Genomic DNA, 26,515 nt, shown 5'->3' with positions numbered 1-26,515 from the left:
ATTCATAACTAGTTAACAAATAACTAGTTATTTCATGAACTTCGGCGGCACCGGGCTTTGCGGGAAATTCGTTACCCGCTTGCGCCTTTCGCCCCTGTCCGAACCTCTCCCGCTCGGGTACGCTTGAGCATCCACCGAACCGACACGCACACCGAGACGCGGAGGCGCGATGAAGCTCTACTACTGGCCGAAGACCCGGGCATTCCGGGCGCTGTGGATGCTGGAGGAAATCGGCGCCGTCTACGAGCTCGTGCCGATCGACCTGCATTCGCACGAACAGGGCAGCGACGCGTTCGTCCAGGTCAATCCGATGGCCAAGCTGCCCGCGCTCGACGACGGCGGCGAACCGTTCGCCGAATCCGGCGCCGTGCTGCTCTATCTCGCCGATCGCTGCCCGGGCGCCGGGCTCGGCATCGCGCCGGACGATCCGCTGCGCGGCCGCTTCCTGCAATGGATGTTCTTCACGCCCACCTGCCTCGAACCCGCGATGGCCGAGAAATTCACCGGTGCGTCGGGCAATCCGGTCGCCTTCGGCTGGGGCAACATCGCGCGCGTGCAGCGTGCGCTCGCGCAAACGCTCGCCCACAGCCGCTGGCTCGTCGGCGATCACTTCACCGCGGCCGACCTGCTGCTCGCCAGCACACTGAAGATCGCGTTCGACGCGCACCTGCTGCCGCACGAAGGCGTGCTCGGCGACTATGTCGCGCGCGCCGAGGATCGCGACGGCCATCGCCGCGCGGTCGCGGTCGAACAGCGGGAAGCGGCGCGTCTGCTGCATGCGTGACGCATGAACGGCACGGCATTCGATCGCGGCTGCCGCGACCGAATGCCGGCGCCGGTTCGCGCCGCTCGCCAGTGTCATGCAGCCGGCCCGGGCGCCTGCGTCGCCGCATCGGCCCCGACCACCACGCCCGGCGAGCCGCGCTCGTCCGTATCGGCGTCGACCGGCACGATTTCGTGAAAATGCGTGTAGTCGATGTGCGTGATGCCGCCTTCGTCGTGCATCAGGTCGACATAACGGTGACGCCAGCGGATTTCCGCATGCGCCCATGAGTAGCGCGCCTGCATGACTTGCGCGGTCGTCTCGTCGGAACCTTCGATGGTGATCAGCAGCGACGCATCGTGCGCGGCGAGCGACTCGGCGGTTTCACCGAACAGCGGGCTCGTTTCGTCGATCACGTGCATCAGGTTCCAGCCGAGCAGGAAGATCGGATGCTCGCTGCGCACGAGCGGCAGGTCGTGGATCTTGCGCAGCGTATAGCCCTCGTGCGTGCCTTCCAGGCGCATCAGCCGCAGTTTTGCCTGCGCTTCGGCGATCACGTTCTGGCGCGCATTCGCGGCCCGCACCATCAGCGTCATCTGCCCGTTCAGCGGGCGCACGATCGCGTAACGCGCGAACAGGATCTTCGCCTGCGGCCGCGAGAAGCGCGCGAACACGAGGCCGGTCGCCAGCGCGATGCCCGACATCCCGATGAAGATCTCGAAGGTCGAGACGAGGTGCGCGTAGACGGTCTGCGGATGCATGTCGCCGTAGCCGACCGTCGCGAGCGTCTCGACGCTGAAGAAGAACGCGCCGACGAACCCGGGCGGCGACTGGTTCGCGATCGGCGCGTGGCCGAGCAGGTAAAGCGTCGCGAAGCCGCCGTTGAGCAGCAGGAACAGCACCGCGAGCGACAGGAAGAATACGGGCCAGCTCACCGTCAGCGCACGGTGATAGAGGTCGCGCCAGCCGAGCGGCGGCATCCCGTATGCAATCACGGGGCGGGTGCCCGACCAGATCTTGCGGCCGCGGCCGCGGGAAGCTGGGGAGGACGGAGCGTCGTTCATCGCGCGAGGCCTGAAGCAGGAAGGCGATGAGCGTAGCACGCGAAGGCGGCGGCCGGGGATGCGGCGCAGGCTTTTCGCCTGAGGCGCAAAAAGCCGGCCGCATGGGCGGCCGGTTTCGTGGTCGTCCCGCCGGCACGCGCGCGGCGTGCGGCGTACTTACTTGCGGTCGACGATCACGCGGTCGAACGTGCCGCCGTCGGCGAAGTGGGTCTTCTGCGCGTTCGCCCAGCTGCCGAAAACCTGCTCGACGCTGAACGTCTTCAGCGGCTTGAACTCGGCCGCATGCTTCTTCAGCACGTTCGCGTCGCGCGGACGCAGATGGTGCCGCGCGATGATCTCCTGCGCCTGCGGCGTGTACAGGTAGTCGAGATACGCCTGCGCGACCTTGCGCGTGCCCTTCTTGTCGACGACCTTGTCGACGACGGCGACGGGCGGCTCCGCGAGAATGCTCGCCGACGGGTACACGGCGTCGAATTCCGCCCCCGACGCGCCCGTGTCCATCAGCGCGACCTCGTTCTCGAACGTGACGAGCACGTCGCCGATGCCGCGCTGCGTGAAGGTCGTCGTCGCGCCGCGGCCGCCCGAGTCCAGCACCGGGACGTTGCGGAACACCGCCTTCTCGAAGTCGAGCGCCTGCTGGTCGGTCGCGCCCTTCTGCTTCTGGTAGCCCCACGCGGCGAGATACGCGTAGCGGCCGTTACCCGACGTCTTCGGGTTCGCGATGATCACCTGCACGCCCGGCTTCGCGAGATCGCTCCAGTCATTGATCGCCTTCGGATTGCCCTTGCGCACGAGAAACACCATCGTCGTCGAGTACGGCGAGCTGCCGTCGGGGAAGCGCGCGCGCCAGTCCTTCGGCAGCAGCTGGCCGCGCTCGGCGAGCAGGTCGATGTCGTTCGGCTGGTTCATCGTCACGACGTCGGCCTGCAGCCCCTGCAGCACCGACAGCGCCTGCGCGCTCGACGCGCCGTGCGACTGCTTGATCGTCACGGTTTCGCCTGTCTGCTGCTTGTACGCGGCGGCGAAGCTCGTGTTGATGTCCTTGTACAGCTCGCGCGTCACGTCGTACGACACGTTCAGGATCGACGTGTCCGCGTGCGCGGCCGTTGCCGCCACGACCAGCGCCGCCGCGGCGCCCGTATGCAGCCAGCGGCCGATCCCGTTGATGCTTGCCATCGTGATATGCCCCGTTTCCAGTGGTGGTGAATGTGCGTGACGGCACGCGTACGCGCTGTCATCGAAACGTAAGCGGGCATTCTAGCGGCCGGACGCCGCGCGCTTTCCAATCTGTCGTGCAAAGCAAATCTCGAATTCTGCTAAACGGCGCGCGTCGCTCGCGTACGCGCCGGATCCGATGTTAAGATCGCCGCTCAGCCCATTTCACGGTTCATCCATGTCCGCTGCCCTGCGCTCGCCCTCGATCCTTGCCGCCATTGCGGCCGGTGCGCGCGCGGCCGGGCTGAAACTGAAAAAACGACTCCTCGACTGACGGGGACGTCGCGTCCCGTCAGGCGAATGCCGGACGGGATGCACGCAGGTCGTTTCATTCTCCTTGCTCGCATGCCTCGCTCCGGCACACCGCCGGCGGAACGGTTCCTTCCCACTCCGTTTCCACCTTGAGGCTTTTCATGCACACACGTTTCGAAGGTATCTGGCTGCCGATCATCACGCCGTTCCACGACGGCGAGGTCGACCACGGTGCGCTCGCGCGGCTCGCGCGTCGCTATGCGGCGGCGGGCATCGCGGGTTTCGTCGCGGGCGCGACGACCGGTGAAGGCGTGCTGCTCGACGCGCGCGAACAGGACGCCGTGTTCGCGACGCTGCGCGATGCCGTGCCCGGCCTGCCAATCGTCGTCGGGCTCACTGCGAGCGCAACGCACTTCGCGGCCGCCCGCGCACGCGAACTCGCCGCGCTGCGACCCGACGGGCTGCTCGTCACGCCGCCCGTCTATGTTCGGCCGACGCAGGACGGAATCCGCCGCCACGTCGAAACGATCGTCGATGCGGCCGACCTGCCGGTCCTCGTCTACAACATCCCGTACCGCACCGGCGTGAACGTCGAACTGGAAACGCTGCAGGCGCTCGCGCGCGATCCGCGCGTCGCCGGCATCAAGGAGTGCGGCGGGACGCTCGACCGGATGAGCCGGCTCGTGCACGACACGCCGCTCGCGATCCTCTCCGGCGACGACAACCAGAACTTCGCCGCGCTATGTGCCGGTGCGCACGGCGCGATCGCCAGCAGTGCGCACGTGCTGCCCGAATGGCATGTGCGCATTCATGCGCTGCTGCGCGACGGCCGGCTCGCCGACGCGCGACGGCTGTCGGTCGCGCTGCAGCCGCTCGTCGCGGCCCTGTTCGCGGAGCCGAATCCGGCGCCGGTGAAGGCGGTGCTGGCTGCGCAGGGGTGGTGCGAGGACGGGCTGAGGTTGCCGTTCGTGCCGGCGAGCGAGGGGTTGCGGGAGAGGCTGGCAGCAACGCTTGCTGCACTCGACGAGATCGAGCCGGACATTGCCGTGGCATAGGCAGCGACGCGCTGCGCGGCTCGGCAACCAACGAGTTCTGCACCCGAATTGTTTCAAACAGTCAGAACCACCGACAGGCCGTAGCGTGCAAGCTGGGCGTCGGCCGTCACGAGTTTCAGCGGTTCATGCCGAGCCTGCGCGACGAGCAAGCGATCGAACGGGTCGCGATGATGGTGCGGCAAATCACGCACTGCGGCCCCGTGCACGGCACGAACCGGCAGTTCGCGCACCCCGCTCGTGCCGATCGAGCCGATCAATCGCCCCACGTCGATGTCGAGCTTCCCGAGGCCCGCCTTGATGGCGGCCTCCCAGATGCTCGCACTGCTGACGAAGCGCTCGTCGGCTGCGGAAATCAGTTTGCGCGCCCGCGTGCTCAGCTTCGGGTCATTGGTCACGATCCATAGAAAGATGTGCGTATCGAGCAACAAGCGCATCAGCGTCCCTCGAATGCGTCCAGCAGATAATCCGGCAGCGGTGCGTCGAAGTCGTTCGCGATCCAGGCCTGACCTTGCAGGACGCCGAATCGCACCGGCAGCTTCGCCGATTCGACGGGAATTCCGTCAGCCGGGCTCGATACGTCGCCCAGTTGGGACGAGGCGATCGAAAATCCATTAGGCAGCTTCGCGTTTTGCATGATGACCTCCGGTACAGGTGTCCATCACTGTAGTCGGGTTCACCCGATCGTTCCATTCGGCCGATCAGCAGAGGGACGCCGACGCGCTGCCACGAAAGGTTTCGTCACGCCGCCAGCGCCACCCCCTCCCCCGCCGTCGCGTCCCGCACCGCCTGCGTGACGATCCGCGCGAGCCGCTCGACGGTCGGCGTCGCCGACGACGTACGCCGCAGCAGCATCAACGGCAGGCTCGGCAGCGCCGGCAGCCCGGACGACGCCGCGTCGAGCACGCGCACCGACGCGGGCAGCCCGTAGTGCGAGCGCACCGTCAACCCGAGGCCGGCCGCCGCCGCGGCCCACAGCCCGGCCAGGCTCGGCGTCGTGAACGCAACGCGCCACGGCACGTCCGCGCGATCGAGCGCATCGGTCGCCGCGCCGAAGAAGCGGCACGGCCGGTCGAACACCACGAGCGGCAGCGGCTCGCCCGACGCGCGCATCGCACGAAGACGCGCGCCGTCGTCGTCGGCCGCGTCCGCCGGCCCGTCGCCGTCCGGCATCCCGAAGCCGCTCGCGCCGACCGCCGCGATCCACTGCATCGGCACCTGCGCGATCGCGTCGCTGTCGATGCCCGCGCGCGACACCAGCGTCGCCGACGCCGGGTCGCCCCACACGAGCGCGAGATCGAGCTGGTTCGCGTCCAGCCGCTCGAGCAACTCGGCATTGCGCGCGACGCGCGCCTCGATCCTCACCTTCGGATGCGCCCGCGCGAAACGCCCGAGCACGTCGGGCAGGATCGCTTCGCCGAAGTCCTCCTGCAGGCCGACCCGCACCCAGCCGTCGAGATTCACGCCGCGCACCGCCGCAGCCGCTTCGTCGTTCAGCTCGATCATCCGCCGTGCATAGCGCAGCATCGCGTCGCCGGCGTCGGTCAGCGCGAGCCCGCGTCCGGCCTTCACGAACAACGGCGTGCCGGCCTGTTCCTCGAGCTTGCGGATCTGCGCGCTCACCGCCGACGACGAACGCGCGACGCGATCGGCGGCCTTCGCGAAGCTGCCGAGATCCACGCCCGCCACCAGGCTGCGCAACGCCGCGACGTCGAAGTTCGGCCGTGCCAGCGTGGCGTCGGGTGCCGCGAGCGCCGCCGCGCCGTGGGCATTGTCTTGTCCGGACATTTCAATCATCCCGTTTTATCGAACGATTTATCAAAAACTTTCCGATTTTCAGGACGAATGTAGGTCGCCACACTGGCGATGTCAATTTCCCGAACGGGCCCTGTCGCCATGGATACCTCCTGCCTCGCTTCCCCGTCCTCGCCCGCGCACGCCGCGCGCGGCCCGGCCCATCGCTGGCGCGTGCTCGCGGCCGGCGTCGCCGCGAACATGAGCTTTTCCGCGGCCGCGGCCGGCATTCCGACCACCGCCGTGTGGATGCGCTCGGCCTATCACCTCGACAACGGCGCGCTCGGCCTCGTGCTCGGCGCGCTCGGCTTCGGCGTCGCGCTGTCGGAGTTGCCGTGGGGCATCGCCGCCGACCGCTTCGGCGATCGTCGCGTGCTCCTCACGGGCCTCGTCGCGACGGCCGCGATGCTTGCGCTGATGGTGGCCACGATCGTCCCGACCGCGCACGCGGTGCCGCCGCTCATGCGGGTCGTCGCGGCGATGTGCTGCGTCGGCCTGCTCGGCGGCAGCGTGAACGGATCGAGCGGACGCGCGGTGATGCGCTGGTTCGGCGAGCGCGAACGCGGGCTCGCGATGAGCATCCGCCAGACGGCCGTGCCGCTCGGCGGCGGCGTCGGCGCGGCGCTGCTGCCGTCGCTCGCGTCGCATGCGGGCTTCGCCGCGGTGTACGGCGCGTTGATGCTGCTGTGCGCCGGATCGGCCGCGCTGACGTGGCGCTGGCTGCACGAACCGCCCGCGGCGCCGGCCGGCGCGCACCGCCCCGTCGCGCAGCAACCGCCGGCCGCGCCCGCGCGCAGCCCGCTTGCGAGCGGCCGCGTGTGGCGCATCGTGCTCGGCATCGGCGCGCTGTGTGCGCCGCAGTTCGCGGTGCTCACGTTCGCGACCGTATTCCTGCACGATTTCGGCCGGCTCGGCCTGGCCGGCATCAGCGCGGCGATGGTCGCGCTGCAGCTCGGCGCGATGGTGATGCGCGTGTGGAGCGGCCGCCATACCGACCGGCACGGCAACCGACGGGCGTACCTGCGCGGGTCGGTGTGCGTCGCGGCCGGTTCGTTCGCCCTGCTCGCGGCCGCCACCGCCGGCAGCCCGCACGTGCCGCTCGCCGCGATCGTCGCGATCCTCGTGTTCGCCGGCATCTGCGTGTCGGCGTGGCACGGCGTCGCGTATACCGAACTCGCGACGCTCGCGGGCGCGAACCACGCCGGCACCGCGCTCGGGATGGCGAACACGATCGTCTATCTCGGGCTGTTCGCGACGCCGCTCGCGATTCCGCCGCTGCTCGCCGTCAGCTCGTGGAGCGTGGTCTGGCTCGCGGCCGCGCTGATCGCGGCTGCGACCTGGCCGCTGTTCGCGCGGTAACGACCACGATCGCCAGCGCGCGGCACGCGCGGACGCCGTCCCGCTTGCTGCACATGCATTCAGCCCATCGCGCGCATGCCACGACGTCCGCCCACCGTCATGCCGCCTCGCGCGCCAGCGCACGCCGCGCGGCCGGCCGCTCGGCCTCGCGCTGCGCGTGCGCGGTCCACGCGAGATGCCGCGCCATGTCGAGCCCGATCGCGACGCCCCAGCGATACAGCACCAGCAGGAACGGATCGACGATCGAATGGCCGCCCGGCTCGGCCCATGTGCGTCCGTCGACGAGCGCGGCTTCGATCGTGGCGTTCGCCGCATCGATCACGTCGCGCCCGTGCGCGCTGACCGCACCGTGCAGCGCCGGATCGCCGATGAAGCGCCCCGGCCGCCACAGCGTGCCGTAGCCGACGCCATGCACCCAGCCGACCAGCCAGGCGAGCCATTCGTGACAACGCGCCTCGCGCAGCGGATCGTCGAGCGGCAGCAACCGCGCGTCCGGATGACGGCGCGCGAGATACGTGAGGATCGCGGGCGTTTCGGTCAGCACGCGCGGCTCGCCCGGAATCGCGAGCACGGGCACGCGCGCCTTCGGGTTGATCGCGAGATAACGCGCATCGAGGTTCTGCTGCTCGCGCACGGACACGATCTCGATGTCGAACGGCGCGCCGGTTTCCTCGAGCGCGATGTGAGCGGCGAGCGAACATGCGCCCGGAGAAAGATAGAGACGATAGGCGTTCATGATGGCGTTGCCCGGTGGGCCCCTGTTGAAAGACGGCACCGAGTGTAGGAACGCATCGACCGCCGCCGCAAACGATGAATTGTCGTGCTCGGGCATTAGTGATACTAATGCGCGATGCGACGCATTCACCTTCCCCCGCTGCAGACGTTGCGTGCGTTCGAAGCCGCCGTGCGGCTGCAGAGCTTCACGCGCGCGGCCGACGAACTCGCGCTCACGCAGGGCGCGGTCAGCCAGCACATCCGCGCGCTCGAAGCGCAGCTCGGCCATCCGCTGTTCACGCGCGAGCGCAGCGGCGCGACGCCGACACATGCCGCGCATGCGCTCGTGCTGCAGGTGCGCCAGGGCCTGAGTGTGCTCGAACGCGCGTTCGAGCCGGCGCTCGCCGCGCGCAGCCGCCCGCGTACCTGCGACGTCACGCTGAACGTGAGCGTGCTGCCGAGCGTCGCCGAGCGCTGGCTCGTGCCACGCCTGCCGCGCTTCGCGGCCGCGCGTCCGCACATCGCGATCGTGCTGCATCCGGACGCGGCGCTCGCGCCGCTGCGCAAGCGCGACCGCATCGACGTCGCGCTGCGCTACGGGCCCGGCAGCTGGCCGGGCGTCGTCGCCGAGAAGCTGATGAACGAGACGGTATTCCCGGTCGCGAGCCCCGCGTACCGCAATCGCGACGGCATCGCGCCGCGCGCGCCGGCCGATCTCGTGCGCGCGACGCTGCTGCGCCATCCCGCGCAGCCGTGGGAACCGTGGTTCCAGGCCGCGCGGCTCGACCTGACCGAATCCGCGCGCGCGCCGCGCTTCACCGACGCGAACGCATTGATCGACGCGACGCTGAAAGGACGCGGCGTCGCGCTCGCGCGCCGCTCGCTGATCGAACCCGAACTCGCGGCCGGCACGCTCGTGCGCGTGTCGACGGTGCGCGTGACCGACGTGTATGCGCACTACGTGGTGTGGCGCCCCGATCATCCGCGCGAAGCGGCGATCCGTACGTGGCTCGACTGGCTGCGCAGCGAAGTGCGGCGCCGGACGCCGCGCCGCTGACACACGGCGCCCGCCTGCGCGGCGAAGCGCGCGAAAGCATTTAGTCGGCTCGACGAAAGCCGTTCGCGATCATGCTCCGGTCGCAAACGATTCACCGAATCGTCGCATCGCACCGGCATACTCGAAAACGTTTCCCGATCCGCCTGCCAGGAGAGAAGTCATGCGTCGCGTTGCCCTCGTCGTCGTTCTATGTGCCGCCACCGTCATCGCCGCCTGCAGCGACGACGCGCCGCACGACGCGCACGCGGCCGACGCCTCCCAACAGGCCGGCGCATCGCCCGGCTCCGCGAGCGCGTTCAACAGCGACGCGGGCGCGCACGCCGCCGCGTCCGATGCCGCGCCGCTCGCGCCGCCCGTCGTCCACTACCCGCCCGACGATGACGACGACACGAAGCCCGCGGCGAACGCGGGCGCGTCCGGCGTCGCCGCATCGTCGGCGCACTGATCCCGCCGTTCCCGTCCCTGCCCCCGATCGCAGAACCGAGGTGAAATAACATGACGTCATCCAGCCGCCGCCGTTTCCTGCATACCGTCGCACAATCCGCGGGCGCGGCCGTCGCGCTCAACGCGTTCCCCGAGTCGATCCGCCGCGCGCTCGCGATTCCGGCCGCGCGCGGCACCGGCACGATCCGCGATGTCGAGCACATCGTCGTGTTCATGCAGGAAAACCGTTCGTTCGACCATTACTTCGGACACCTGCGCGGCGTGCGCGGCTACAACGACCGCTTCCCGATCCCGCTGCCGAACGGCAAGCCGGTGTGGTACCAGCCGTCGAAGGAAGACCCGGCGAAGCCCGTGCTGCCTTTCCGGCTCGACACGAAGACGACCAGCGCGCAGTGCCTCGGCGCGCTCGACCACTCGTGGGCGAAGACCCACGCGGCGATCGACGGCGGCCGCTACGACCAGTGGCCCGCGAACAAGACCGACATGACGATGGGCTATCACGTGCGCGAGGACATCCCGTTCCACTACGCGCTCGCCGATGCGTTCACCGTGTGCGACAACTACTTCTGCTCGCTGCCGGGGCCGACGCACCCGAACCGCTCGTACCTGATGACGGGCACGGTCGACCCGACCGGCAAGTTCGGCGGCCCGCTGCTCGACAACGCCGACTACGTCGACGGCGACCTGCCGCCCGCGTACCAGCTGCTGTCGTGGACGACCTTCCCCGAACGGCTCGAGGCGCGCGGCGTGTCGTGGCAGATCTACCAGCAGGGGCTCACGTGGGCCGATCCGTACAACGGCAACTACGGCACGAACATCCTGCAGAACTTCACGAACTTCATCAACGCGAAGCCGGGCTCGTCGCTGTACCAGCGCGCGCAGACGGTGCGCACGCTCGACAACCTGAAGGACGACGTGATCAACGACCGCCTGCCGCAGGTGTCGTGGCTGCTGCCGCCCGCCGTGTTCTCCGAGCACCCGAAATACACGCCGGCATACGGCGCGAACTACACGTCGCAGATCCTCGACGCGCTCACGGCGAATCCGGACGTGTGGGCGAAGACGGTGCTGTTCATCATGTACGACGAGAACGACGGCTTCTTCGATCACGTCGTGCCGCCGCAGCCGCCGACGTCGGCCGCGCAGGGCGCATCGACCGTGACCACCGACGGCGAGCTGCACACGGTCGTGAATCCCGGCCGCGGCGGCAGCTATACGGCCGACGGCCTGCCGTACGGCCTCGGGCCGCGCGTGCCGATGACGGTCGTGTCGCCGTGGTCGAAAGGCGGCTTCGTGTGCTCGCAGGTGTTCGACCACACGTCGGTGATCCGCTTCATCGGCGAGCGCTTCGGCGTCGACGAACCGAACATCACGCCGTGGCGCCGGACCGTCTGCGGCGACCTCACCGCCGCGTTCGACTTCCGCTCGTCCGACGCGTCGTTCCCGACGCTGCCCGACACGAGCCAGTACCGCTCGATCGCCGACCAGCAATGCACGTCGCAACCCGCGCCGACCGTGCCCGCGACGCCGTCGCCGATCGATCCGCAGGAACCCGGCGTGCGGCCCGCGCGCGCGCTGCCGTACGAACTGCACGTGAACGCGAGCCTCTACGGCGGCAACACGTTGCGCATCGAGTTCGCGAACCGCGGCAACCAGGGCGCGCACTTCCAGGTGTACGCGACGAACCGCACCGACGGCCCGTGGCGCTACACGGTCGGCGCGCGCCGCGTGCTGCACGCGGACTTCGACCTGACGGAGACGAACGGCGCATATGCGTTCTCGGTGTACGGGCCGAACGGCTTCGTGCGGATGTTCGCGGGCAACGTGTCGGCCGCGACGGCGCGCCGCCGCAACCATGCGCAGCCGGAAGTGAAGGCCGGCTACGACATCGCGAACGGCAACCTGTACCTGAAGCTGCGCAACCATGGCGCGGGCCACGTGACGCTGACGCTGGCCGACAACGCATACGGCACGCCCGCGCGCCAGGTGACGCTGCACGGCGGCGACGAACACGTCGAGCAATGGGCGCTCGCGTCGAGCCATCACTGGTATGACGTGACGGTGAGCGACGGCGCGAACGGCACGTTCTCGCGCCGCTTCGCGGGCCACGTCGAGAACGGCCGGCCGAGCTACTCGGATCCGGCCGCGGTGCGGCCCGTTTCCGCGTCGTAAGCGCGGCGGCACGGCGGTGCGCGGCCCCGGCCGCGCACCGCGTGCGCGTGAGTGTCAGATCGCGTGCGCGAGCGCGCGGTCGACGAGCGCGGCGTCGAAGCCGTCGTCCGCGTCGCGAAAGCGCAGCGGCGCCGCGCAGTGCACCAATGTGTCGATGAAGTACTTCGCGCGCGGCCACGGTCCGAAGCCGGCCGCGGTGTTGATGTGTCCCGCGTCGCCGAGATTGACGAATGCGCTGCCGAGCCGCCGTGCGAGCGTGCGCGCATCGGCGAGCGGCATCCACGGATCGGTCTCGCTGCCGATCACGATCGACGGCACCGCGAGCCGGCGCGCGTCGAACGGCCCGGCAAAGGTGAACTTCTTCGGACTGGCCGGCGCGACGAACAGCACGCCCGCGACGTCGGCCGTCGGCGGCCATTGCGCGAGCGCATGCGCGGCCGCGAGGCAGCCGAAGCTGTGCGCGGCCAGCACGAACGGGCCGCGCTCGCGGTCGAGCAGCGCACGCACGGACTGCGCCCAGCGCGCGAGATCCGGCGCATCCCAGTCGGCCTGTTCGACGCGCAGCGAACGCGGGAACTGCCGCTCGAGCCAGGTCTGCCAGTGGGCGCCTTCGCTGCCGTGCAGGCCCGGAACGGTCACGAGCCGCGGCGGCCACGCCGATTTGCTGCATGCGCGCATGATTGCCCTCGCTTGTTGCTTGAAGACGGGATTCGATTGTGGCGTGCCGCGCGCGGCGGCCGAACCAATATTTTGTGCTTTGCTTTTGCGCGGGACGGCCGCGCGGCGCGGGCCGGCCGCCTCGCGGCGGCGCAACGCGCCGCGAAACCGTAGAATGTGGGCTTCCCGCTTGCCTTGCATCGGATCGAACCGGGCGCCGCCGCGCCGGTTCCGATCGACAGGAGACGCCCGATGTCCGCTACGCCCGCCGGCGCGCTGCGCCCGTTCCATCTCGCCTTTCCCGTGTCGAGCCTCGCCGGCGCGCGCGCGTTCTACGGCGGCCTGCTCGGCTGCCCCGAAGGCCGCAGCTCGGAACACTGGGTCGACTTCGATTTCTTCGGGCACCAGCTCGTCGCGCACCTCGCGCCGGACGAAACCGGCAAGAGCGCGGTGAACCCGGTCGACGGCGACGACGTGCCCGTGCGCCATTTCGGCGTCGTGCTGTCGATGGATGAATGGCATGCGCTCGCCGACAAGCTCAAGGCCGCGCACACGCGCTTCGTGATCGAGCCGCACATCCGCTTCAAGGGCGAGGTCGGCGAGCAGGCGACGATGTTCTTCCTCGATCCGTGCGGCAACGCGCTGGAGTTCAAGGCGTTCGCCGACATCGGCCAGCTGTTCGCGAAGTAGGCGCATGAAGATCCTGTTCTACTCGCCGCATCAGGAAGCCGACGCATGGCGCGACGCGATCGCGCGGGCGCTGCCCGAGGCCGAGCTGCGCGCGTGGCAGCCGGGCGACGCGGGCGCCGCCGACTACGCGCTCGTCTGGCGCGCGCCGCGCGAGCTGTTCGCGCCGCGCGACGGCCTGCGCGCGATCTTCAATCTCGGCGCGGGCGTCGACGCGCTGCTCGCGCTCGACCGCGCGCATCCCGGCACGCTGCCGCGCGACGTGCCGCTGGTGCGTCTCGAGGATTCGGGCATGGCGCGGCAGATGATCGAATACGTGACGCACGCGGTGCTGCGCTACCTGCGCCGCTTCGACGAATACGACGCGCTGCAGCGCGAGCGCCGCTGGCAGGTGCTCGAGCCGCATCCGCGCGCGAGTTTCACCGTCGCGGTGCTCGGTCTCGGCGTGCTCGGCGCGCAGGTCGCGCAGGCGCTCGCGGCGCTCGGCCTGCCGGTGCGCGGCTACAGCCGCAGCCCGAAACGGCTCGACGGTGTCGAGACCTTCGCGGGCGACGGCGCGTTCGACGCGTGCATCGACGGCGCGAAGGTGCTCGTGAACCTGCTGCCGAGCACGCGCGATACCGACGGAATCCTGTCGGCACGGACCTTCGCGAGGCTGGCGCCGGGTGCGTACCTGGTGAACGTCGCACGCGGCGCGCATCTCGTCGAGGCCGACTTGCTCGACGCGCTCGCGAGCGGCCGGATCGCCGCCGCGACGCTCGACGTGTTCCAGCACGAGCCGCTGCCCGTCGATCACCCGTTCTGGTGCGCGCCGCGCATCACGATCACGCCGCACAGCTCGGCCGAGACGCTGCGCGACGAAGCCGTCGAGCAGATCGCCGGCAAGATCCGCGCGCTCGAGCGCGGCGAGCGCGTCGGCGGCATCGTCGACTACACGCGCGGCTACTGAATTCCGCCTATACGAAACTGGAGACAACCATGACGTTCCCCACCGCCGTCAAGATCGTCGAAGTCGGCCCGCGCGACGGGCTGCAGAACGAAAAGACCTTCGTGCCGACCGACGTGAAGATCGCGCTCGTCGACCGGCTGTCGCGCGCCGGCTTCCGCAATATCGAAGCGGCGTCGTTCGTGTCGCCGAAATGGGTGCCGCAGATGGCCGACGGCGCCGACGTGATGGCCGGCATCGAGCGGCGCGCGGGCACCGTGTATTCGGTGCTCACGCCGAACCTGAAGGGCTTCGAGAACGCGCTCGCCGCGCGCGCCGACGAAGTGGTGATCTTCGGCGCGGCGAGCGAGGCGTTCTCGCAGCGGAACATCAACTGCAGCATCGCCGAGAGCATCGCGCGCTTCGAGCCGGTCGCGAAGGCCGCGAAGGATGCCGGCCTGCGGCTGCGCGGCAGCGTGTCGTGCACGCTCGGCTGCCCGTATCAGGGCGAGGTGCCGGTCGCCTCGGTCGTCGACGTCGTCGAACGCTTCGCCGCGCTCGGCTGCGACGAGATCGACATCGCCGACACGATCGGCGTCGGCACGCCGAAGCGCACGCGCGAAGTGCTGTCGGCCGTCACGCGGGTGTTTCCGCGCGAGCGGCTGTCGGGCCACTTCCACGACACCTACGGCCAGGCGCTCGCGAACATCTACGCGGCGCTGTTCGAAGGGATCGAGATCTTTCACGCGTCGGTCGCCGGCCTCGGCGGCTGCCCGTATGCGAAGGGCGCGACCGGCAACGTCGCGACCGAGGACGTGCTGTACCTGATGCAGGGCCTCGGCATCGACACCGGCATCGACCTCGCGCAGGTGGTCGCCGCCGGCGACTTCATCTCCCATGCGATCGGTCGCGCGAACGTGTCGCGCGCCGGTCGCGCACTGCTCGCCAAGGCGCAGAGCGCGGCCGACACGCCGAGCTGCGTCTGACCCCGACACTGACGGATTCTCCATGACGACACCCGCTTCATTCGACTCTCTCCCCGATTCCGCGCGACGCGTCGCGCTGCTGCTGCGCGAACGCGGGCACGCGAAAGGCATCGTGATGCTCGCCGAAACCGGCAAGACTTCCGCCGAAGCCGCGGCCGGGCTCGGCTGCGAGGTCGCGCAGATCGCGAAGTCGATCCTGTTTCGCCGCGAATCGGACGGCCTGCCGGTGCTCGTCGTCGCGAGCGGCGCGAACCGCGTCGACGAGAAGAAGGTCGCCGCGCAAGTGGGCGCGGTCGGCCGCGCCGATGCGAAGTTCGTGCGCGACAACACCGGCTACGCGATCGGCGGCGTCTGCCCGATCGGCCATCTCGTCGAACCGGTCACGCTGATCGACGCCGACCTGCTCGAACTGGACAGCCTGTGGGCGGCCGCCGGCCATCCGCACGCGGTGTTCAACCTGTCGCCGCAGGAACTCGTCTCGCTGACCGGCGCGCCGGTCGCCGACGTCGCGCTGCGCAACGACGCATGAGCGACGTGCCGGTACCGGTCGGCACGGTCGCGTCGCCGTGCACCGACGTATGCAGGATCGATCCGCGCACCGACTGGTGCGCGGGCTGCCTGCGCACGCGCGACGAGATCAAGGGATGGCGCGCGTCGGACGACGACGCGAGGCGCGCGTTGCTCGCACGGCTCGACGCGCGGCGGCGCCTGCTCGCGCGGAGCGGCGCATAAAAAAATGCCGTTCGGCCTGCTTGGCGAACGGCATGAGATCGGAATCCTGTGAACGTGATCAACGTCACAGCCCGCATCATACGAGCGACGCTGCAGCGTCGCATCGGGTGTTTCCCTACAACTTCTTACAGCGGTTTGCGTGTGCAACCTTCGTTCCCGGACGCGGCGCCGGCGGGTGTCGGCAACCTGCCGGAGCGGCAGGCCGAAGCGGCAAGCCGAATCGCACGACCGTTTCAGTTGCCGACCGCCGCGCGACGCGCGGGCACGATGCGCCAGCCGAGGTTCACGCCGGCCGCCGCGAGCAGGATCAGCAGCGCGCCGAGCACCTGCGTCCACGCGAGCGTCTGCCCGAACGCGACGCGATCGACGATGATCGCGACGACCGGATAGACGAACGACAGCGCGCCCGTCATCGCGACCGGCAGCTTCTGGATCGCACCGTACAGAAGCACATACATCACGCCGGTGTTCACGACGCCGAGCACGACGAGATCGACCCACTGCGCGGCCGTCGCGGGCAACGCGTCGAAGTGCGCGAACGGCGCGAGCAGCACGATGCCGAGGCCGGCCTGCAGCAGCGCAAGCAGGTGCGGCGGCGTGCCCTTCAGATGCTTCGTGACGATCGACGACACCGCGTACAGGAACGCCGCGCCGAGCGACAGCGCGACGCCTTCGAGATATTCGCCGGGCACCGCGAGCACGGCCGGCTCGACGCGCACCACGCACACGAGCCCGATGAAGGCGAGCGCGAGCCACGCGATCGTCGACGCGCTGATCCGTTCGCGGAACACGATCGCGCCGAGCGCGACGAGCATGAACGGCTGCGTGTTGTAGACGGCGGTCGCCATCGAGATCGACGCGCGCGAATACGCGGCGAACAGCAGCAGCCAGTTCGCGACGATCGCGACGCTGCCGAGCGTCGCGAGCACGAGCATGCGCGGCGAGAACAGCGCGCGGCGCAGGAAGCCGAGCGCCGCGCAGACGATCGCGAGCGTCGCGGCGCCGAACAGGCAGCGGAAGAACACGACGTTGGTGGGCGGTTGCTGCGACGACATCACGAGCCAGCCGATCGTGCCGGACATCATCATCGCGACGACCATCTCGGCGGCACCGCGGCGGATTTCGTTCGAGGCCATCATGGACTCCGTTTGACGAGAGGGGATGACTTCGATTCTAGGAACTTGCTTTCCGCGCATCCACGACTAAACTGAAGCGAAAACATCGATTCACCTTCGAAAGCAAAGCGATCATGTCGAAACGCCTTTCCCCGCCCGCCGTCGCGTCGCTGGACGCGACCGACCGCGCGATCCTCGCCGCGCTCGCCGAGGACGCGCGCATCGCCACCAGCGAACTGGCGCGCCAGATCGGGCTGTCGGCGCCCGCGACCGCCGACCGCGTGCGACGGCTCGAAGCGCAGGGCGTGATCGCGGGTTTCACCGTCGAGCTCGACCCGCGCGCGCTCGGCTACACGCTGCAGGCGATCGTGCGCGTGAAGCCGCTGCCGGGGCAGCTGCATCTCGTCGAGGAAGTGTTGCGGCGGATTCCGGAGTTCGTCGAATGCGACAAGGTGACCGGCGAGGACTGCTTCATCTGCCGGCTCTATCTACGCACGATCGAGCACCTCGACGACATCCTGTCGAAGGTGACGGAGCGCGCGGAAACGAGCACGGCGATCGTGAAATCGACGCCGGTGCCGCGCCGCCTGCCGCCGCTCGTCGACGACGATGCCGCCACGCGCCGCTGATCGTCGCCGCGCGGCAAGCACCGCGCCGGCCGCGGCGGCCGGCGTCGCTCACGCGGCCGCGTCGCGCGCCTCGAAGAACGCCAGCAGCTCGTCGATCAGCGCGACGGGCGCCTCCTCCGGAATGTAGTGCCCGCAATCGAGCGCGCGGCCGCTGACGTCGCGCGCGACGCGCCGCCATTCGTCGAGCGGATCGAAGCAGCGCCCGACGATCCCGTTTTCGCCCCACAGCACGCGCAGCGGGCACGCGACCTTGTTGCCGCGCTCGAGATCCGCGCGGTCGTGCTCGAGATCGATCGTCGCCGACGCGCGGTAGTCCTCGCACATCGCATGCACCGCGCCCGGCTGCGCGAGCGCGGCGCGATACGCGGCGAGCGCCTCCGGCGCGAACGGCGCGAGCCCGGCGGACCGGTTGCCCATCACGCGCTCGATGTACGCATCGGTGCGGCCTTCGATCAGCGTTTCGGGCAGCGGCGCCGGCTGGATCAGGAAGAACCAGTGGAAATATGCGGTCGCGAACGCGCGGTCGGTCTGCTCGTACATCGCGAGCGTCGGCGCGATGTCGAGCAGCATCATCCGTTCGACGGCCGCCGGATGATCGAGCGCGAGCCGGTGCGCGACGCGCGCGCCGCGATCGTGCGCGCAGACGTGGAATTGCTCGAAGCCGAAATGCCGCATCACGGCGACCTGGTCGGCCGCCATCGCGCGTTTCGAATACGGCGCATGCCGCGCGTCGCTCGGCGGCCTGCCCGACGCGCCGTAGCCGCGCAGGTCGGTCGCGATCACCGTGAAGTGATTCGCCAGCGTCGCGGCGACGCGATGCCAGATCATGTGGGTCTGCGGATGGCCGTGCAGCAACAGAAGCGGCGGCCCCGCGCCTCCTTTGACACCGAAGATGTCGGTGTCCTGCACCGTCACGCGAAACGGTGCAAACGCCTCAAACGACATGGTTTGTTTCTCATTGGTTTGTTATGGCGGGTATTGTAGGAGCGCCCGGCCGACTGCTGCGCGCGGCAGATGCCCGAATGCGTAGAAAGAGAACACTCACTCGATTGTCGCCATGCCGCGCCGTTTGCTAAGCTCGCGTAGAATCGCACGACCGTTCGTATTAATATGAGCGCATCGCTGCACCGCTACACTCGAAGCACCGTTCGACCGCCACGCATTGATGCCGGCATCGGCGCGACCGCGCCGCATCCGGCCGCCCCTCGAGACTGGAGACATCACATGGCATTGCCCGCCGTCCTGCAGAACCTGACGCTGCCCGTCATCGCGTCGCCGATGTTCATCGTCAGCTACCCCGAACTCGTGCTCGCGCAGTGCAAGGCGGGTATCGTCGGATCATTTCCCGCGCTCAACGCCCGTCCGGCCGAACTGCTCGACGAGTGGCTCACGCAGATCCAGTCCGAGCTCGCCGACCACAAGGCGAAGCACCCGGATGCGGTGATCGGCCCGATCGCGGTCAACCAGATCGTCCACCAGTCGAACGTACGGCTCGAGCATGACGTGCGCGTATGCGTCGACCACAAGGTGCCGATCTTCATCACGAGCCTGCGCGCGCCGGCGCGCGAGATCGTCGACGCGGTGCACGGTTACGGCGGCATCGTGCTGCACGACGTGATCAACCTGCGCCACGCGCAGAAGGCGCTCGAAGCCGGCGTCGACGGGCTGATCCTCGTCGCGGCCGGCGCCGGCGGCCACGCGGGCACGACGTCGCCGTTCGCGCTCGTCGGCGAAGTGCGCAAGATGTTCGACGGGCCGATCGTGCTGTCGGGCTCGATCGCGAACGGCGGCTCGATCCTCGCCGCGCAGGCGATGGGCGCCGACCTCGCGTACATGGGCACGCGCTTCATCGCGACGCAGGAAGCGCACGCGGCCGAGGACTACAAGCGCGCGATCGTCAACGCGAAATCGTCCGACATCATCTACACGAACCTCTTCACCGGCGTGCACGGCAACTACATTCGCGAGAGCATCGAGAAGGCCGGCCTCGATCCGGACGCGCTGCCGGAATCGGACAAGTCGAAGATGAATTTCGGCGGCGACAAGGCGAAGGCGTGGAAGGACATCTGGGGTGCCGGCCAGGGCGTCGGCCTGATGGACGACCTGCCGAGCGTCGGCGCGCTCGTCGAGCGGCTGAAGCGCGAGTACGACGACGCGAAGGCACGGCTCGGCATCGCACGCTGACGCGGGCGGCGGGTTGCGCCGCGGCCGCACATGACGTCGGGCAAAAACAAAAAAGCGCGAACCGCAACGGCTCGCGCTTTTTTCATGTCCGCCGCGCAGGCGGCAGACGGCGATCAGCCCGCGCGCTTGATCCGCGTGATCGGCAGCACGCGCAGGCGCGCCTCGATCGACGGGCACAGCGACTGCCCTTCGAAACGTGCGGCGAGGAAGTCGACGAACGAGCGCACCTTCGCCGATACGTGGCGGCGGCTCGCATACACCGCGTAGATCGGCGCCTCGTGCGGCGGCACCGAGTCGAGCAGCACCGGCACGAGACGGCCGGATTCGATGTCGTCGCCGATCACTTCGGTGCCGAGCAGCGCGATGCCCGCGCCGGCGAGCACCGCCGCGCGCAGCCCCTCGAGATGGTTCACGATCAGGTTGCCGTTCAGGTTCACGCGCGACGCGGCGGCCGCGTCGATCACCAGCGAATCGAGCATCGTCGAATTCGAATCGCGGCGCAGGTAATTGTGATGCGCGAGATCGGCAATCGTCTGAGGCGTGCCGTGCTTCTCCAGATACTCGGGCGACGCGACCAGCAGGATGTGTGCGGTGGCGATCTGCCGCGCGACCAGCGACGACGATTTCAGCCCGTTCGGCGCCGCGCGCACCGCGACGTCGTAGCCTTCCTCGATCAGGTCGACCACGCGATCGGACAGCGTCATGTCGACGGTCACGTCCGGGAACCGGCCCGCATAATCGGTGACGGCCTGCATCACGTGCCGCAATCCGAACGCGGACAGCGACGTCACGCGCAGGCGGCCCTGCGGCACGACGCTCGCGGCGCCGACCGCCTGTCCGGCTTCGTCGAGTTCCGACAGCGCCTGCACGAGGCGCTCATAGTATTCGCGTCCCGCCTCGGTCGGCGCGACACGTCGTGTCGTGCGATGCAGCAGCCGCGCGCCGAGCTGCTGCTCGAGATGCATCACGTGCTTGCTCGCCATCGCGGCCGACATCTGCATGCGCTCGGCCGCGCCGACGAAGCTGCCCACTTCGACGACGTAGCGAAACACATTCATGCTGACGAGGGTATCCATCGAACTAGCTCGCAATTCCTGGTAATCATGCAATTACGAGATAGGGTAACAAAGGCAAGGAAACAAGAAGGTCAACAAAGGCAAAACGGCGCCGCGGGAAGCGGCGCCGTTTCGGGGGCGGAAGACCGGCAGGCGGGACGCGCTGCGTGTGCGCGTCCGGCGAACGAATCGTCAGAACTTCGCGCGGATGCCCGCGCCGAACGTGTTGCCGCTCGACAGGCCGCTGATGTGGTCGTTCATGTAGGCAGCGTAGACGTCGGTGCGCTTGGACAGCGGATAGTCGTAGCCGACGGCCCAGGTCTGGCGCGTCTGGTCGAGGCCGCCGCCGTCGCGCGAGTATGCATACGACGCCATCGCGTTGCCAACGCCGAGCGGCACCGACACGCCGCCCTGCGCGGTGTTCACGTGCCAGCTGCCGGCAACCTGGTCGTTCTTCGTGTACATGTACTGGCCGAACAGCTTCACGTACTTCAGGTCGTAGGTCGCGCCGACCAGCCCGATGCCCTGGCTCTTCATGCCGGTCACGAGCGAGCTCAGGTCCTGCGGGCCGTTGTTGAAGTTCACGTACTGGTAGACGGCGGTCGCGGCAAACGGGCCGTTCGCGTAGTTGAACTGCGCACTCCACTTCTTCGAGCGGTTGTCGCCAGCCGTGTTGCCGAGCGCGTACATCGCCGCGAAATTCAGGCCACCGAACGAAGGCGACGTGTAGGACAGCGCGTTGTTCCAGCCCGAATCGCCGACCGCGCCCTGGTCGCTCGGATAGGTCGGGAACGTGCCGAGGCCGAGGAACACGTGGTACACCATCGGCGAGAAGGTGTACGAATCGTAGAACGGGTTGAACAGGATCGTCGACAGGAACAGGTGCGTCGTCAGGCGGCCCGCCGTCACCGTGCCGTACGGCGAGCTGACGCCGACGTATGCGTTGCGCGCGAAGAACGTGTCGCCCTGGAAGCGGCCGAACTGGCCGTTCTGCGCACGGAAGAAGCTCTCCAGCGTGAAGATCGCCTTGTAGCCGTTGCCGAGATCCTCTGCGCCGTGCAGGCCCCAGTACGACGTCGACATCCCGCCGCCCGACACGTTCCATGCGCGATCGCCGCCCGGGAACTTGGTTGCGCCGACCCATTCGTCGACCTGACCGTAGAGCGAGACGCTCGACTGCGCGTGGACGGGTGCGGTTGCGGCCACGCAGGCGGCCGCGGCGATCAGCTTGACGGACGTGCGCGACGCACGGCGAGCGAATGCTTTCATGGGATCTCCAGGTTTTGTCGAATGTCGATGAGTGGCGCGAGCGTTGTTTTTTGGAGCCGATTGCTTGCGTCGTTCGGGGCGCAGCCATCTTTACGGATCGTGCGTCCGGTCAAAATTGCGCACACTTATTGCGGGTATAGCAGCGGCATTAACTTCGCGGAATCGGCACATGGCCAGGCGCGCCGCAGCGGCCGCGCGCGGAGCGGGCACGCGACGGGACGGCCGCGGGGCGCGCGCGTGCCGGGCGCGAAAGATAGCGCAATGCGGCGGGAAAATCAGCGGAAATATGCGCGCGACTGTGGCGAATTCGCATCACAGCCGGCGGGGAGACGAACGCGCGGGGCGCTCAGTTTCGGTAGAACGGGGAGAAAAACGGCGAGTGCGACGGTTCTTCCTGCGCGCGGGGGGGCGGCATCGGACGGCCGCCGCGCTCCTCGTTGTAGCGCGCGACGTCGGCGCGGATCGAGCCGGCGCGCAGCGGCACGTTGCCGCCGCCCTGCGGGCGCGGCATCTGGCGGGAGTCGGCGCTGATCGGACGATACGGGCTTTGCGCGGCGTAATGGCCGTAGGACGGCGTCGGCCGCAGCCCCCAGCGGGAACCGTAACCGCTCACGCCGCCGGCACGCGCGCCGCCCGGCGGCAGCGCCCGGCGCCATACCGGCGCGTTGCCGGCCGGCTGGCCGAAAGCGCGCATGTCGCCGCCACCGAAACCGTGACCGAAGCCGTGACCGCCGCCGAACGCCTGACCGCCGTGCGGCGGTTGCGCGAGCGCGAGCGGCATCAGCAGTGCGCCGAGCACGCCTGCCACCCATCGTCCGACCTTCAGTTTCACCCGTTCCGTCATCATTCAGTGCCTGTTACCGCTCGCCGCCGGGCGTTTCCGGCCGACGCAAGCCTTTCAGCAGTAATTTATGAGCGGCCCGAAACGGTGTCGAGCCAAAAAGTGTTAGGTCGCGGGCATCGGTGTAACACCATGTTACTGCTAGGTTTTTTCACTTCAGGGCGCAATCGCGGCAGAACATTCTTCTGCTGTTTTGCGCATCGGCCGCCCCTCTCTGGCGCCCGCCGCCCTATGCCGTCGATTCATCAATCGATTCGCACAATGAATTTGTGTATTGAATGACCAACCGGGACAATATCGGCTTCGCGCGCGCGACATGCGCGCCTGCCGTTTCCGAATCGAGTTCCCCGATGGCCCGTCCCCGTTTCCTTCCCGACAACTTCACGCTCGCGCTGGTCGGCACCGTCGTGCTCGCGAGCCTGCTGCCGTGTCGCGGCCCGGCCGCCCACGCGTTCAACTGGGCGACCAACATCGCGGTCGGCCTGCTGTTCTTCCTGCACGGCGCGAAGCTGTCGCGCGAAGCCGTCGTCGCGGGCGCGACCCACTGGCGGCTGCATGCGGTCGTGCTGCTCAGCACGTTCGCGCTGTTCCCGCTGCTCGGCCTCGCGCTGAAGCCCGTGCTGCAGCCGCTCGTCACGCCGGCGCTCTACGCCGGCGTGCTGTTTCTGTGCACGCTGCCGTCGACGGTCCAGTCGTCGATCGCGTTCACGTCGATCGCGAAGGGCAACGTGCCGGCCGCCGTGTGCGCGGCGTCCGCGTCGAGCCTGCTCGGAATCTTCGTGACGCCGGCGCTCGTCGGGCTGATGATCACGTCGCAGTCGGCCGCGGCCGCGTCGCCGTGGAGCACCGTCGGGAGCATCGTGATGCAGCTGCTCGTGCCGTTCGTCGCCGGCCAGCTGCTGCGGCCCGTGATCGGCGGCTGGATCGAACGCAATCGCGGCGTGCTGCGTTTCGTCGACCAGGGCTCGATCCTGCTCGTCGTCTACGTCGCGTTCAGCGAGGCCGTGAACCAGGGGCTCTGGCACCAGATGCCGGCGCGCGCCCTCGGCGGCCTGCTGGTCGTCAACGTCGTGCTGCTCGCGATCGCGCTGGTGCTGACCACGTTCGTCAGCAAGCGGCTCGGCTTCAACCGCGCAGACCAGATCACGATCATCTTCTGCGGCTCGAAGAAGAGCCTCGCGGCCGGCGTGCCGATGGCGAAGGTGATCTTCTCCGCGCAGGCGGTCGGCGCGATCGTGCTGCCGCTGATGCTGTTCCACCAGATCCAGCTGATGGCGTGCGCGGCGCTCGCGCAGCGCTGGGGCGCGCGCGACATGCGCGGCGAGCGTGACGGCGACGAGGGCGCGGCCGGCGCCGCACGCGGACGCGGCGCGCTGAGCGCGGGCAAACGCTGACGCGGGAGGCTGCGCGGCCGGCATGGCTGGCCGCGCGGGTGGATTCGCGTCTTTCTCGTTACGCTTTCCGCTTTCTCCGCCGCCCCACCACCCGCCCAAAGCGACGCATGCACCATCGACGCGCATCGCGTCACGAAATCTTCATTCAATTCTCCGCGCGCGCTGCCGTTAAAGTCGGGCGTCCCGTCGCCTCGGCCGCCCTCGCCCATGCCCGCGCCTCATCCCGTCCCGCCCGCCGTCTCCACCACGCGCCTGATCGCGGAGCGTGCGCTCGCGGCCGTGTTCCAGCCGATCGTCGACCTCGGGTCGGGCACGGTCGTCGGCTACGAAGGCCTGATCCGCGGCCCGCGCGGCACCGACCTCGAGACGCCGGCCGCGCTGTTCGCGCAGGCCGCCCGCGACGGCGCGACCGTCGCGCTCGAACAGGCGGCCGCCCTCACCTGCCTCGACGCGTTCGCGGCGCTCGGCTGCGACGGCAAGTTGTTCCTCAACTTCAGCGCGAACACGATCCTGCAACTCGCGCGCGAACGCGAGCGCGCGCGGCAACTGCTCGGTCGCGCGCGGGTCGGTGCGGAGCGCATCGTGATCGAGCTGACCGAGCAGACCGCGATGCCCGACGTCGCGCACATCGGGCCGGCGGTCGCATCGCTGCGCGACGCCGGCATCCAGTTCGCGCTCGACGACTACGGCACCGCGAACGCGAGCATGAACCTGTGGCTGCGCCTGCACCCGGACGTCGTGAAGATCGACCGCTTCTTCATCCACGACATCGCGCGCGATCCGCTCAAGTTCGAGGCGGTCCGGGCGATGCAGCACTTCGCGCACGCGAGCGGCGCGAAGCTGATCGCGGAAGGGATCGAGAACGAGTGCGACCTGATCGTCGTGCGCGACATGGGCATCTGCTGCGTGCAGGGCTTCCTGCTCGGCCGGCCGGACGCGCAACCGTCGCGGGTCGTCGCACCGGCCGCGCGCGACGCGATCCGCGCGCCGCACATCGCGGTGTTCCCCGGTGCGACCCGCGCCGTGCGGCCCGCAAGCACGATCGCGACGAAGATGCTCGTCCCCGCGCCGGCGCTGCCGCGCGATGCGACCAGCAACGACGTGCTCGACCTGTTCAACCGGATGCCCGGCCTGCACGCGGTCGCGCTCGTCGAACGCGGGCGGCCGGTCGCGCTCGTGAATCGGCGCGGCTTCATCGACCGTTTCACGCTGCCTTACCATCGCGAGGTGTTCGGAAAGAAGCCGTGCCTGCAGTTCGCGAACGACGCGCCGCTGATGATCGACAACGCGACGACGGTCGAGCAGCTCGCGATGCTGCTCGCGAGCCACGACCAGCGCTACCTCGCGGACGGCTTCGTCATCACCGAGCACGGCCGCTACGTCGGGCTCGGCACCGGCGAGAGCCTCGTGCGCGCGGTGACCGAGATGCGCATCGAGGCCGCGCGCTATGCGAATCCGCTGACCTTCCTGCCCGGCAACATCCCGATCAGCGCGCACATCGAGCGCCTGCTGGCGCGCGACGCCGGGTTCCACGCGTGCTACGTCGACCTGAACCAGTTCAAGCCGTTCAACGACCAGTACGGCTACTGGCAGGGCGACGAAGTGCTGAAGTTCGCGGCGACGGTGCTGGCCGGCGTGTGCGATCCGCAGCGCGACTTTCTCGGGCACGTCGGCGGCGACGATTTCCTCGTGCTGTTCCAGCGCGACGACTGGCACGCGCGCGCGGCCGACGCGATCGCGCACTTCAACGACGGCGCGCGGCGTTTCTACACGCAGGCCGACCGGCTGGCGGGCGGGCTGCGCGGCGAGGACCGCCACGGCAACCCCGCATTCTTCGGTTTCGTCACGATGGCGATCGGCGCGGTCGGCGTGCCGGCCGGTGCGAACGGCGCGATGCGCTACGGCAGCGACGAGATCGCGTCGGTCGCGGCGCTCGCGAAGCGGCGCGCGAAACAGCAGCCGGGCGGGCTCGCGGTCGTCGATCTCGATGCCGGCCGCGCGGCGCTGCGCGATCGCGGCGGGCCGCCGCACGCGGCGGCGGGCTGAACCGGCGGGCGGTTGCCGGATGCAAGCGCGCTGCCGGCCGGCAAGAACGGCGACGACGGTGTCTCGCGCGCCCGATTGCCGGCAACGGCCTCCCGTTCGCCTCGCCCGC

At 69.1% G+C, this 26,515-nt stretch carries 27 protein-coding genes; 15 read left to right on the top strand and 12 right to left on the bottom strand.

All coding sequences use genetic code 11. The features are described 5' to 3' along the window. Nucleotides 1-169: 169 nt before the first annotated feature. On the top strand, nt 170-784 hold the full coding sequence (locus WS45_RS30960) for a glutathione S-transferase family protein (RefSeq protein ID WP_059703250.1): 615 nt from the start codon (nt 170-172) through the stop codon (nt 782-784). 74 nt (nt 785-858) lie between these two features. Here the strand turns inward: WS45_RS30960 and WS45_RS30955 are convergent, their stop codons facing one another. Both WS45_RS30955 and WS45_RS30950 read right to left on the bottom strand, forming a co-directional pair. Next, nucleotides 859-1,827, bottom strand: coding sequence for an ion channel (locus WS45_RS30955; RefSeq protein WP_059703248.1), 969 nt, complete (start codon nt 1,825-1,827; stop codon nt 859-861). A 156-nt stretch (nt 1,828-1,983) separates the two neighbouring features. Continuing rightward, the gene (locus WS45_RS30950; RefSeq protein WP_059523927.1) at nt 1,984-3,003 is read right to left on the bottom strand and encodes a sulfate ABC transporter substrate-binding protein; all 1,020 of its coding nucleotides are present in this window, start codon (nt 3,001-3,003) and stop codon (nt 1,984-1,986) included. A 452-nt stretch (nt 3,004-3,455) separates the two neighbouring features. Between WS45_RS30950 and dapA the strand changes: the two genes are divergently transcribed. After that, nucleotides 3,456-4,349, top strand: a complete 894-nt coding sequence (gene dapA / locus WS45_RS30945) for a 4-hydroxy-tetrahydrodipicolinate synthase (protein WP_059691392.1) — start codon at nt 3,456-3,458, stop codon at nt 4,347-4,349. Between the two features lie 53 nt (nt 4,350-4,402). Here the strand turns inward: dapA and WS45_RS30940 are convergent, their stop codons facing one another. From WS45_RS30940 to WS45_RS30930, 3 genes are all read right to left on the bottom strand, one after another. Continuing rightward, nucleotides 4,403-4,783, bottom strand: coding sequence for a type II toxin-antitoxin system VapC family toxin (locus WS45_RS30940; RefSeq protein WP_059523923.1), 381 nt, complete (start codon nt 4,781-4,783; stop codon nt 4,403-4,405). Continuing rightward, nucleotides 4,783-4,983 (bottom strand): hypothetical protein, encoded by a 201-nt coding sequence (locus tag WS45_RS30935; protein WP_059703246.1) that lies wholly within the window; start codon nt 4,981-4,983, stop codon nt 4,783-4,785. The genes WS45_RS30940 and WS45_RS30935 overlap by 1 nt, the downstream gene beginning before the upstream one ends. Before the next feature lie 104 nt (nt 4,984-5,087). Beyond that, a complete protein-coding gene (locus WS45_RS30930) occupies nt 5,088-6,134 on the bottom strand; it encodes a LysR substrate-binding domain-containing protein (RefSeq protein WP_059691470.1) in 1,047 nt (348 codons plus the stop codon). Between the two features lie 108 nt (nt 6,135-6,242). On the opposite strand from WS45_RS30930, the gene WS45_RS30925 reads away from it, so the two are divergent. After that, nucleotides 6,243-7,499, top strand: coding sequence for an MFS transporter (locus WS45_RS30925; RefSeq protein WP_059703244.1), 1,257 nt, complete (start codon nt 6,243-6,245; stop codon nt 7,497-7,499). Nucleotides 7,500-7,596: 97 nt separating this feature from the next. Here the strand turns inward: WS45_RS30925 and WS45_RS30920 are convergent, their stop codons facing one another. After that, a complete protein-coding gene (locus WS45_RS30920) occupies nt 7,597-8,235 on the bottom strand; it encodes a glutathione S-transferase family protein (protein ID WP_059703241.1) in 639 nt (212 codons plus the stop codon). Between the two features lie 114 nt (nt 8,236-8,349). Here WS45_RS30920 and WS45_RS30915 point away from each other — a divergent pair, with 114 nt between their 5' ends. The 3 genes from WS45_RS30915 to WS45_RS30905 all read left to right on the top strand — a co-directional run bounded on the left by WS45_RS30915 (nt 8,350) and on the right by WS45_RS30905 (nt 11,886). After that, complete coding sequence (locus tag WS45_RS30915) at nt 8,350-9,270, top strand: LysR substrate-binding domain-containing protein (protein WP_059703240.1); 921 nt, start codon at nt 8,350-8,352, stop codon at nt 9,268-9,270. A gap of 160 nt (nt 9,271-9,430) precedes the next feature. Beyond that, entirely contained in the window at nt 9,431-9,715 is a 285-nt protein-coding gene (locus tag WS45_RS30910; protein ID WP_059691388.1) for a hypothetical protein, read from the top strand. Nucleotides 9,716-9,765: 50 nt separating this feature from the next. Continuing rightward, entirely contained in the window at nt 9,766-11,886 is a 2,121-nt protein-coding gene (locus tag WS45_RS30905; protein WP_059523911.1) for a phosphocholine-specific phospholipase C, read from the top strand. 54 nt (nt 11,887-11,940) lie between these two features. Here the strand turns inward: WS45_RS30905 and WS45_RS30900 are convergent, their stop codons facing one another. Beyond that, nucleotides 11,941-12,564, bottom strand: coding sequence for an RBBP9/YdeN family alpha/beta hydrolase (locus WS45_RS30900; RefSeq protein ID WP_059523910.1), 624 nt, complete (start codon nt 12,562-12,564; stop codon nt 11,941-11,943). Nucleotides 12,565-12,795: 231 nt separating this feature from the next. On the opposite strand from WS45_RS30900, the gene WS45_RS30895 reads away from it, so the two are divergent. The 5 genes from WS45_RS30895 to WS45_RS30875 are packed head-to-tail and all read left to right on the top strand — an operon-like array spanning nt 12,796 to nt 15,873. After that, nucleotides 12,796-13,233 (top strand): VOC family protein, encoded by a 438-nt coding sequence (locus WS45_RS30895; RefSeq protein WP_044846155.1) that lies wholly within the window; start codon nt 12,796-12,798, stop codon nt 13,231-13,233. A gap of 4 nt (nt 13,234-13,237) precedes the next feature. Next, nucleotides 13,238-14,179: a 2-hydroxyacid dehydrogenase gene (locus WS45_RS30890; protein ID WP_059703238.1), complete on the top strand. Its 942-nt coding sequence runs from the start codon at nt 13,238-13,240 to the stop codon at nt 14,177-14,179. A gap of 29 nt (nt 14,180-14,208) precedes the next feature. Next, nucleotides 14,209-15,141 (top strand): hydroxymethylglutaryl-CoA lyase, encoded by a 933-nt coding sequence (locus WS45_RS30885; protein ID WP_059691385.1) that lies wholly within the window; start codon nt 14,209-14,211, stop codon nt 15,139-15,141. A 22-nt stretch (nt 15,142-15,163) separates the two neighbouring features. Beyond that, nucleotides 15,164-15,670 (top strand): YbaK/EbsC family protein, encoded by a 507-nt coding sequence (locus tag WS45_RS30880; protein ID WP_059523903.1) that lies wholly within the window; start codon nt 15,164-15,166, stop codon nt 15,668-15,670. Then, entirely contained in the window at nt 15,667-15,873 is a 207-nt protein-coding gene (locus tag WS45_RS30875) for a DUF1289 domain-containing protein (protein ID WP_006762224.1), read from the top strand. Before WS45_RS30880 ends, WS45_RS30875 begins: the two co-directional genes overlap by 4 nt. Nucleotides 15,874-16,106: 233 nt before the next feature. Here WS45_RS30875 and WS45_RS30870 read toward each other — a convergent pair whose 3' ends face one another. Next, nucleotides 16,107-17,009, bottom strand: coding sequence for a DMT family transporter (locus tag WS45_RS30870; RefSeq protein WP_059703235.1), 903 nt, complete (start codon nt 17,007-17,009; stop codon nt 16,107-16,109). A 113-nt stretch (nt 17,010-17,122) separates the two neighbouring features. On the opposite strand from WS45_RS30870, the gene WS45_RS30865 reads away from it, so the two are divergent. After that, nucleotides 17,123-17,617 (top strand): Lrp/AsnC family transcriptional regulator, encoded by a 495-nt coding sequence (locus WS45_RS30865; protein ID WP_059523896.1) that lies wholly within the window; start codon nt 17,123-17,125, stop codon nt 17,615-17,617. Between the two features lie 48 nt (nt 17,618-17,665). Here the strand turns inward: WS45_RS30865 and WS45_RS30860 are convergent, their stop codons facing one another. Then, nucleotides 17,666-18,562: an alpha/beta fold hydrolase gene (locus WS45_RS30860; RefSeq protein ID WP_059691383.1), complete on the bottom strand. Its 897-nt coding sequence runs from the start codon at nt 18,560-18,562 to the stop codon at nt 17,666-17,668. A 279-nt stretch (nt 18,563-18,841) separates the two neighbouring features. On the opposite strand from WS45_RS30860, the gene WS45_RS30855 reads away from it, so the two are divergent. Continuing rightward, entirely contained in the window at nt 18,842-19,801 is a 960-nt protein-coding gene (locus WS45_RS30855) for an NAD(P)H-dependent flavin oxidoreductase (RefSeq protein WP_059523892.1), read from the top strand. A gap of 113 nt (nt 19,802-19,914) precedes the next feature. On the opposite strand, the gene WS45_RS30850 is transcribed toward WS45_RS30855, so the two are convergent. The 3 genes from WS45_RS30850 to WS45_RS30840 all read right to left on the bottom strand — a co-directional run bounded on the left by WS45_RS30850 (nt 19,915) and on the right by WS45_RS30840 (nt 22,969). Then, nucleotides 19,915-20,877, bottom strand: a complete 963-nt coding sequence (locus tag WS45_RS30850; RefSeq protein WP_059523890.1) for a LysR family transcriptional regulator — start codon at nt 20,875-20,877, stop codon at nt 19,915-19,917. Between the two features lie 171 nt (nt 20,878-21,048). Continuing rightward, nucleotides 21,049-22,125 (bottom strand): porin, encoded by a 1,077-nt coding sequence (locus tag WS45_RS30845; RefSeq protein WP_059523888.1) that lies wholly within the window; start codon nt 22,123-22,125, stop codon nt 21,049-21,051. A gap of 346 nt (nt 22,126-22,471) precedes the next feature. After that, nucleotides 22,472-22,969: a hypothetical protein gene (locus tag WS45_RS30840; protein WP_059703365.1), complete on the bottom strand. Its 498-nt coding sequence runs from the start codon at nt 22,967-22,969 to the stop codon at nt 22,472-22,474. 347 nt (nt 22,970-23,316) lie between these two features. Here WS45_RS30840 and WS45_RS30835 point away from each other — a divergent pair, with 347 nt between their 5' ends. Beyond that, nucleotides 23,317-24,360, top strand: coding sequence for a bile acid:sodium symporter family protein (locus tag WS45_RS30835; RefSeq protein WP_059523886.1), 1,044 nt, complete (start codon nt 23,317-23,319; stop codon nt 24,358-24,360). Between the two features lie 207 nt (nt 24,361-24,567). Then, nucleotides 24,568-26,406 (top strand): EAL domain-containing protein, encoded by a 1,839-nt coding sequence (locus tag WS45_RS30830; protein ID WP_059703233.1) that lies wholly within the window; start codon nt 24,568-24,570, stop codon nt 26,404-26,406. Nucleotides 26,407-26,515: the final 109 nt, after the last annotated feature.

Origin of the sequence: Burkholderia sp. RF2-non_BP3 (assembly GCF_001522185.1) — a bacterium.
In the GTDB taxonomy this organism is placed as follows: domain Bacteria; phylum Pseudomonadota; class Gammaproteobacteria; order Burkholderiales; family Burkholderiaceae; genus Burkholderia; species Burkholderia diffusa.
The sequence above is the reverse complement of the archived record's forward strand: the minus strand, read 5'-3'. Positions and strand labels throughout refer to the sequence as shown.

What these genes read in the sequence shown, in the direction of transcription:
- WS45_RS30860 (WP_059691383.1), bottom strand. Translation starts at nt 18,562, where the DNA reads ATGTCGTTTGAGGCGTTTGCACCGTTTCGCGTGACGGTGCAGGACACC.
- WS45_RS30840 (WP_059703365.1), bottom strand. Translation starts at nt 22,969, where the DNA reads ATGACGGAACGGGTGAAACTGAAGGTCGGACGATGGGTGGCAGGCGTG.
- WS45_RS30955 (WP_059703248.1), bottom strand. Translation starts at nt 1,827, where the DNA reads ATGAACGACGCTCCGTCCTCCCCAGCTTCCCGCGGCCGCGGCCGCAAG.
- WS45_RS30885 (WP_059691385.1), top strand. Translation starts at nt 14,209, where the DNA reads ATGACGTTCCCCACCGCCGTCAAGATCGTCGAAGTCGGCCCGCGCGAC.
- WS45_RS30835 (WP_059523886.1), top strand. Translation starts at nt 23,317, where the DNA reads ATGGCCCGTCCCCGTTTCCTTCCCGACAACTTCACGCTCGCGCTGGTC.
- WS45_RS30890 (WP_059703238.1), top strand. Translation starts at nt 13,238, where the DNA reads ATGAAGATCCTGTTCTACTCGCCGCATCAGGAAGCCGACGCATGGCGC.
- WS45_RS30900 (WP_059523910.1), bottom strand. Translation starts at nt 12,564, where the DNA reads ATGCGCGCATGCAGCAAATCGGCGTGGCCGCCGCGGCTCGTGACCGTT.
- WS45_RS30845 (WP_059523888.1), bottom strand. Translation starts at nt 22,125, where the DNA reads ATGAAAGCATTCGCTCGCCGTGCGTCGCGCACGTCCGTCAAGCTGATC.
- WS45_RS30870 (WP_059703235.1), bottom strand. Translation starts at nt 17,009, where the DNA reads ATGGCCTCGAACGAAATCCGCCGCGGTGCCGCCGAGATGGTCGTCGCG.
- WS45_RS30855 (WP_059523892.1), top strand. Translation starts at nt 18,842, where the DNA reads ATGGCATTGCCCGCCGTCCTGCAGAACCTGACGCTGCCCGTCATCGCG.
- WS45_RS30905 (WP_059523911.1), top strand. Translation starts at nt 9,766, where the DNA reads ATGACGTCATCCAGCCGCCGCCGTTTCCTGCATACCGTCGCACAATCC.
- WS45_RS30950 (WP_059523927.1), bottom strand. Translation starts at nt 3,003, where the DNA reads ATGGCAAGCATCAACGGGATCGGCCGCTGGCTGCATACGGGCGCCGCG.
- WS45_RS30865 (WP_059523896.1), top strand. Translation starts at nt 17,123, where the DNA reads ATGTCGAAACGCCTTTCCCCGCCCGCCGTCGCGTCGCTGGACGCGACC.
- WS45_RS30830 (WP_059703233.1), top strand. Translation starts at nt 24,568, where the DNA reads ATGCCCGCGCCTCATCCCGTCCCGCCCGCCGTCTCCACCACGCGCCTG.
- WS45_RS30875 (WP_006762224.1), top strand. Translation starts at nt 15,667, where the DNA reads ATGAGCGACGTGCCGGTACCGGTCGGCACGGTCGCGTCGCCGTGCACC.
- WS45_RS30850 (WP_059523890.1), bottom strand. Translation starts at nt 20,877, where the DNA reads ATGGATACCCTCGTCAGCATGAATGTGTTTCGCTACGTCGTCGAAGTG.
- WS45_RS30920 (WP_059703241.1), bottom strand. Translation starts at nt 8,235, where the DNA reads ATGAACGCCTATCGTCTCTATCTTTCTCCGGGCGCATGTTCGCTCGCC.
- WS45_RS30940 (WP_059523923.1), bottom strand. Translation starts at nt 4,783, where the DNA reads ATGCGCTTGTTGCTCGATACGCACATCTTTCTATGGATCGTGACCAAT.
- dapA (WP_059691392.1), top strand. Translation starts at nt 3,456, where the DNA reads ATGCACACACGTTTCGAAGGTATCTGGCTGCCGATCATCACGCCGTTC.
- WS45_RS30880 (WP_059523903.1), top strand. Translation starts at nt 15,164, where the DNA reads ATGACGACACCCGCTTCATTCGACTCTCTCCCCGATTCCGCGCGACGC.
- WS45_RS30935 (WP_059703246.1), bottom strand. Translation starts at nt 4,983, where the DNA reads ATGCAAAACGCGAAGCTGCCTAATGGATTTTCGATCGCCTCGTCCCAA.
- WS45_RS30930 (WP_059691470.1), bottom strand. Translation starts at nt 6,134, where the DNA reads ATGTCCGGACAAGACAATGCCCACGGCGCGGCGGCGCTCGCGGCACCC.
- WS45_RS30910 (WP_059691388.1), top strand. Translation starts at nt 9,431, where the DNA reads ATGCGTCGCGTTGCCCTCGTCGTCGTTCTATGTGCCGCCACCGTCATC.
- WS45_RS30915 (WP_059703240.1), top strand. Translation starts at nt 8,350, where the DNA reads ATGCGACGCATTCACCTTCCCCCGCTGCAGACGTTGCGTGCGTTCGAA.
- WS45_RS30960 (WP_059703250.1), top strand. Translation starts at nt 170, where the DNA reads ATGAAGCTCTACTACTGGCCGAAGACCCGGGCATTCCGGGCGCTGTGG.
- WS45_RS30895 (WP_044846155.1), top strand. Translation starts at nt 12,796, where the DNA reads ATGTCCGCTACGCCCGCCGGCGCGCTGCGCCCGTTCCATCTCGCCTTT.
- WS45_RS30925 (WP_059703244.1), top strand. Translation starts at nt 6,243, where the DNA reads ATGGATACCTCCTGCCTCGCTTCCCCGTCCTCGCCCGCGCACGCCGCG.